Below are 6,583 nucleotides of genomic sequence, written 5' to 3' on the forward strand. Positions count from 1 at the left end.
CCGCCGCAGATGCCCACGAAGGGACAGGGCGGCTCGACGCGATCCGGCGAGGGCTCGAGCACGCGCTCGACATGGGCGTGGATGAGCGACTTCTCCTCGGAATCTATGGCCGCTTCAACAACATCGCCTGCAACGCCGCCTCGCACGAAGACGGTCTTGCCCTCTGGCGTGCGCGCGACGGCGTCCGGCCCGTACGCCATGCGTTCGATGGTGAGTTTCATATGTGGCCCTTCGATGTGACAACGTTGTCAGGTAGCTTTGTCGCATCGTCCAGTTTACCCGCAAAGTGCGCGCAAGCTCTCGTCAAAAAGCCCTAGGGTCGTTTGGCGCGGAACGCCTGTCCCGTATGTCATGACATTGGGGACTGTCCCCAATGTCAGGGGCGGCGGTTCGCGCGTTCTTCGGGGGTTCCGGCAAGGAGCGTTTTGAGTCCCAGGCCGATGAGCGAAAGGCCCGCGCGCACGCGTCCCGGCTGGCGGCGGGCAAGCGCCTTGCTGGCCTTGCGCTGCGCCTTCGACGACGTGCGACGGCGCTTTGCGGCTTCAGCATCGGGCGCGGCCGAAGATCCCGCCTGCTCATCCTCGGGCTCGATGAGCGTCGCGTGGACGGCGGTCGCTGGGCGGGGTTCTTCGGGCACGGGTGCCACCTCGAGATCGGGCATCGCTTCGGGTTCAGGCTTGGCTGCGGGCTACCGCCGTGCCCGTCTCCGCGCCTGCCCGCACATAGGCGCGCTTGAGCAGGTACGCCTGCGAGTCGAACGGCGCCTCGCCCTCGGCGCGCTCGACCTCCTGCCAGGTGCCCTCAGCGGAAAGCTCGCGCGCCTTCACGTTGTCGGAGAGCTGCGCACGCATGTAGTCCTGTACCATGTTCCGGCAGGTCGCGTCGAGCACGGGGTAGGCGATCTCCACGCGGTGCTCGGTGTTGCGCGTCATCATGTCCGCGCTGGAAAGGTAGACGATATCGGAGTCCACGCCGAAGGCGTATACGCGCGCGTGCTCCAAGAAGCGGCCAACGATCGAGCGGATGTGTACGTTCTCGGTCTTGCCGGCGACGTTCGGCAGCAGACAGGAGATGCCGCGAATGATCATCTGCACATCCACGCCGGCCTGGCTCGCCTCGGCGATCTTGTCGATGACTTCGCGGTCCGTGAGCGAGTTCATTTTGAAGAACACGCGCGCGGGCATGCCGGCACGGGCGCGGTCGATCTCGCGGTTCAGGCCGTTCATCATGAGCGGCTTCAAACCGGCGGGCGCGACGCCCAGGTAGCGGTAGTCGCCGGAGAGGTTTCCCAGCGAGAGGTTGCGGAAGAACGCGTTCGCGTCCTCGCCGATACCGGGATGTGCCGTCATGAGCATGAAGTCCGAGTACAGCTTCGCCGTCTTCTCATTGAAGTTGCCGGTGCCGAGCAGCGTGATGCGCGTGAGCGCCATGCCTTCGCGGTAGGTGATCTGGCAGATCTTCGAATGGCACTTGAAGCCTTCAGAGCCGTAGATGACGGTGCAACCCGCCTCTTCCAGACGCTCTGCCCATTCGATGTTGTTCTGCTCGTCGAAGCGCGCGCGGAGCTCCATGAGCACGGTGACTTCCTTGCCGTTCTCCGCCGCGTCGATGAGGGATTCGCACAGGCGGCTCTGCTTGGCCACGCGGTAGAGCGTGATCTTCATGGAGATGCACGAATCGTCGAACGCTGCCTGGTGCATGAGGTCCAGAAGCGGGCTCATGGATTCATACGGATAGAACAGCAGCTTGTCGCCCTCGATGATTTGCTCGCGTATGGGGCGGTCCATGTCGAACATGGGGCTCGGCTGCGGCTTGAAGGGTTGGAAGAGGAGCTCAGTGCGGTAGCGCTCGGGCAGGTGGCTCTCAATGCTGTAGATGTAGGAGAGGTCGAGCGGGGTGGCATAGGAGAGCACCGAGCGCGCGGAGAGGCCGAGCGCTTTGCGGATGCTCTTGAGCGTGGAGGGCTTGAGCGAGCCTTGCACCTGGAGGGCGACTGGCTGCAGGCGCAGGCGCTTCTTCAGGATCTTCTTCATGTGCTGGCGGTAGTCCTCGTCCTCCTCGACGCCCTCGCCGTCGGGGTCGATATCGGCGTTGCGGGTGACGCGCACCACCGCTCGGTCGCCGGGGACATACGACCCGAAGCAGCTGTTCAGACAGGCAAGGATGACGTCCTCGAGCAGGATGTAGCGATAGCCGTCTGCCTGCGGCATGGCGACCACGCGGTTCATGGACTGCGGAACCTCGACCAAGCCCATGAGGTTTTCCTCATCTGGACTTTCGAGCGAGCATACGAGGTAGAGGGCGCCGTTACGGAGGTTGGGGAACGGGTGGCGCGGATCGATCACGAGCGGCGAGATGACGGGGGAGACGTACGCCTGGAAATAGCGCTCCACGAATGTGCGGTCGTCGCCCACGAGGTCATCTGCGCGCATACGCACCACATCGCGCCGCTCGAGCTCCCCCTCGATGTAGGCTACGATGTCGTTCTGGCGCTTCACGAGCGGCGGCAGGGTAGAGAAGACGAGGTCGATTTGCTCGGCGGGCGTGAGGTTGCTCTTGTTGTCCTTGGGTTGGTGCTTGAGTGTGGCGAGGTCCGAGAGGCCGCCTACGCGGATCATGAAGAACTCATCCAAGTTGGACTGAAAGATCGCGGCGAAGTTCAGGCGCTCGAAGAGCGGGGTAGACGCGTCGTAGGCCTCGTCGAGCACGCGCGCGTCGAAGCGCAGCCAGCTGAGTTCGCGGTTTTGGGTGAAAGAGAAGTCGAAGCGCTCGTTCTTGTCGATGACCTCGACGGATGCGCGCTCCTTGCGAGAACCCTTGCCCTTCTTGTCCTTCTTGGCTGCCATGGATGCTCCAAACGACGTTCAGCGCGCCACATGGCGGGCGCGCCGGGGTTAGCTTTGCATCTATCCACATTATACGTATGGGCATCGCATGCCGTCGGCATGTCGAAACCTTTATCAACTGCTTACGTTGGCGAGAAGGAAAGCGGGGGTGTTGTGCCCGGCTGCCATACGCCGCGATGGAGCTTGGCGCGGAATGATGGCTGGCGCAACGAGGTGCACCGGACGCCACGTTTCACCCACCGTCACCTGTGAGATATTGACGCGGAAAAATGCGCCTTGGTGTATCAAGGGCTGCGGTCTGCGGGCGGGCGTGCGGGGCTTGGGGTCGCGCCACGCGGGTCTTCGTGCGGGGCGAACGGCCTCAAATGCCCTGTGAACGGTCGAAAAACTGGATAAAACGAGTTCAAACTCGTATAAAAGCGCTCAATAATAGGACAACATAGGATGACTCAAAGAATTCATCGTGGTGGTAACAATATTCAAAAATAAAAGAAGTTTATCCAATAGCATAAAAATAGGTTCGGCGCATTATCATATATCCTCGCACGTAAATCACTTTATCGCAGAAAAGTAGCTGCTGTAATTTGTTTCTCAATATACCGTTCCCCAGTCCTTTTATACCGTTGGCGGAACCCGATTGCACAAACTCGAAAATTGGATATAACTATAACCGAGGTGCGAGATGCACCCCGTTTGTGTGTGGTAAGGGGTCGCGTGCACGCATAGCAGCGACCAAGTACAGAAAGGTAGGAGGACATGACGAAAGGCTTGCACGTAACGAGCGAGATTGGGCAGCTTAAGAAGGTCTGCCTGCATCGCCCGGGCGATGAGCTCCTCAACCTGCCGCCGGATGAACTCGAGCGTCTTCTCTTCGACGACGTTCCGTTCCTCGAGGTCGCTCAGCAGGAGCACGATCGCTTCGCCGAGATCCTGCGCGAGCAGGGTGTCGAAGTCCTGTACCTCGAGAAGCTCGTGGCCGAGGCGTTCGACGCCGTGCCCGAGGCTCGTGCCGAGTTCCAGGAGCAGTGGCTCGCTGAGGCCGGCATCAAGGGCAAGATGGCCCCGCAGGCCGTCAAGGAGCTCCTCGACTCCATCACCGACAACCTCGAGTACGTGAAGAAGACCATGGCCGGCATCACCAAGGCCGAGGTCGAGATGCCGCACACCAGCTCGGTGACGCTCGACTCGCTGGTGAACGTCGAGACCGACAGCGACCTGCTCGTCGACCCGATGCCGAACCTCTACTTCACGCGCGACCCGTTCGCGGTCGTGGGCAACGGCGTGAACCTGAACCGCATGTTCTCGGTCACCCGTAACCGCGAGACCCTCTACGGTAAGTACGTCTTCAAGTATCACCCGGATTACAAGGATGTCTCGCTGTACTTCCGTCGCGACGCCTCCTTCCATACCGAGGGTGGCGACGTGCTCAACATCAACGAGCACACCATCGCCGTGGGCATCTCGCAGCGCACCCAGGCTGCCGCCATCGACGTCATGGCGCAGAATATGTTCTGGAACTCCGATTCCAAGATCGACACGATCCTCGCGTTCAACATCCCCGTCTCCCGTGCCTTCATGCACCTCGACACCGTGTTCACGCAGATCGACGTCGACAAGTTCACCATTCATCCCGCCATCATGGGCACGCTCCAGGTGTTCAAGCTCACCCCGGGCAAGAACGCCGGCGAGGTCGAGATCGAGGAGATGAACGACACCCTCGAGCACATCCTTGCCAAGGCGCTCGGCATCGACGCGGTGAAGCTCATCCCCTGCGGTGGCGGCGACCCGATCGCGGCTGCGCGCGAGCAGTGGAACGACGGTTCGAACACCCTCGCCGTCGCCCCCGGCAAGATCTGCGTGTACCAGCGCAACAACGTCACGAACGACGTTCTCTACAAGGAGGGCATGGAGCTCTTGGTCGTGCCTTCGGCCGAGCTCTCCCGCGGCCGTGGCGGCCCGCGCTGCATGAGCATGCCGTTCTGGCGCGAGGATCTCTAAACTCAGGTACGTGTGGCGGCGCTCCCGTCTGGGGGCGCCGCCCTAGGTAGGGCGTCATCGACGCTCGATAAGCGGTTAGAGCGCTTATCGGATTGCACGGATTCTATCGAAAGGAATCAAACATGGGCGTTAACCTTTCCGGTCGCAGCTTCCTGCGTCTGCTCGACTTCTCCACCGAGGAGATCGAGTACATGCTCAAGCTCTCCAAGAACTTCAAGGATCTGAAGCGCACGGGCACCCCGCACCGCTACCTCGAGGGCAAGAACATCGTGCTCCTCTTCCAGAAGACCTCTACGCGCACCCGCTGCGCCTTCGAGGTCGGCGCCATGGATCTCGGCATGGGCGTGACCTACCTCGATCCCGGCAGCTCGCAGATGGGCAAGAAGGAGTCCATCGAGGACACCGCCCGCGTGCTCGGCCGCATGTACGACGGCATCGAGTTCCGTGGCTTCGCCCAGTCCGACGTCGAGGAGCTCGCTGCCAAGTCCGGCGTGCCGGTGTGGAACGGCCTCACGGATATGTGGCATCCCACCCAGATGCTCGCCGACATCCTGACCGTCCAGGAGAACTTCAACTACGACATCAAGGGCAAGACCCTCGTGTTCATGGGCGATGCTAAGAACAACGTCGCTCGCTCCCTCATGGTCGTGTGCGCGAAGCTCGGCATGAACTTCGTGGCCTGCGGTCCTGAGGAGTGCATGCCCGCCGACGACGTCATCGAGGCTTGCAAGCCCATCGCCGAGGCTAACGGCTGCACCATCACCCTCACCACCGATGCCCAGGCCGCCTGCACGGGTGCCCACGTCATCTACACCGACGTGTGGGTCTCCATGGGCGAGCCCGATGAGGTCTGGACCGAGCGCATCAAGCAGCTCGAGCCCTACCGCGTCACCAAGGAGCTCATGGCCCTGGCCGATCCGTCCGCCATCTTCCTGCACTGCCTGCCCAGCTTCCACGATACGAACACCACCACCGGTGCCGAGATCGCGGCGAAGTTCGGCGTCACCGAGATGGAAGTCGAGGACGAGGTCTTCGAGGGGCCGCAGTCCAAGGTCTTCGATGAGGCCGAGAACCGCATGCACACCATCAAGGCCGTCATGTACGCGACCCTGAAGTAGGATTCATTTGCTCGGCGCCGCCCGCTAACTTGACTCGGGACGGGCGGCGCCGGTATGGACGGTGCTCCTTACAGCACGGATCGGGGGGAGCCGTTCCGCTACGTCGTTAGACACATCTCGTCAAGAAAGGGGGGAAAGAACAATGGCTGAGGCTGATAAGAAAAAGTTTTCGATGCCTTCTTCGTTCACCATTCTTCTTCTCCTGCTCGCAATCGTTGCCATCGTGACCGTCATCGTCGCGGGCGTCGCGCCTGGTGAGGTCACCGCCGCGAAGTTCAGCGACTTCTTCACCGCACCCGTCAAGGGCTTCGCCGACGCCCTGCCCGTCTGCCTCTTCGTGTTCATCCTGGGCGGCTTCTTGGGCATGATGACCAAGACCGGTGCCCTCGATAACGGTATCGCCGTGCTCGTGAAGAAGCTCAAGGGCAACGAACTCGTCATCATCCCCGTGCTCATGGCCATCTTCGCGCTCGGTGGCACCACGTATGGCATGTGCGAGGAGACGGTGCCGTTCTACGCGCTGCTCGCCGCCACCATGATGGCCGCTGGCTTCGACCCGATGGTCGGTGCCGCCACCGTCCTTCTGGGCGCTGGCTGCGGCTGCCTGGGCTCCACGGTGAA

Annotated in this window: 5 protein-coding genes and 1 pseudogene; 3 read left to right on the top strand and 3 right to left on the bottom strand. The window is 61.7% G+C overall.

Annotation, left to right across the window (positions count from 1 at the left end; genetic code table 11):
- From QZ079_RS07270 to ppk1, 3 genes are all read right to left on the bottom strand, one after another.
- Window positions 1-221 (bottom strand): TRAM domain-containing protein (locus tag QZ079_RS07270; protein WP_366926440.1); only part of this gene is annotated, 221 nt, incomplete at its 3' end.
- Between the two features lie 155 nt (window positions 222-376).
- Window positions 377-637, bottom strand: a complete 261-nt coding sequence (locus QZ079_RS07275) for a hypothetical protein (RefSeq protein WP_297037057.1) — start codon at window positions 635-637, stop codon at window positions 377-379.
- A 34-nt stretch (window positions 638-671) separates the two neighbouring features.
- Entirely contained in the window at window positions 672-2,846 is a 2,175-nt protein-coding gene (ppk1, locus tag QZ079_RS07280; RefSeq protein ID WP_297037060.1) for a polyphosphate kinase 1, read from the bottom strand.
- Window positions 2,847-3,602: 756 nt separating this feature from the next.
- Between ppk1 and arcA the strand changes: the two genes are divergently transcribed.
- The 3 genes and pseudogenes from arcA to QZ079_RS07295 form a co-directional block, all read left to right on the top strand.
- A complete protein-coding gene (gene arcA / locus QZ079_RS07285; protein ID WP_291289363.1) occupies window positions 3,603-4,844 on the top strand; it encodes an arginine deiminase in 1,242 nt (413 codons plus the stop codon).
- A gap of 122 nt (window positions 4,845-4,966) precedes the next feature.
- The gene (gene argF / locus QZ079_RS07290; protein WP_291289364.1) at window positions 4,967-5,962 is read left to right on the top strand and encodes an ornithine carbamoyltransferase; all 996 of its coding nucleotides are present in this window, start codon (window positions 4,967-4,969) and stop codon (window positions 5,960-5,962) included.
- Window positions 5,963-6,104: 142 nt separating this feature from the next.
- Window positions 6,105-6,583, top strand: a pseudogene (locus QZ079_RS07295) (YfcC family protein); the annotation flags it as partial.

This window comes from uncultured Enorma sp. (genome assembly GCA_905210055.1).
In the GTDB taxonomy this organism is placed as follows: Bacteria; Actinomycetota; Coriobacteriia; order Coriobacteriales; family Coriobacteriaceae; genus Enorma.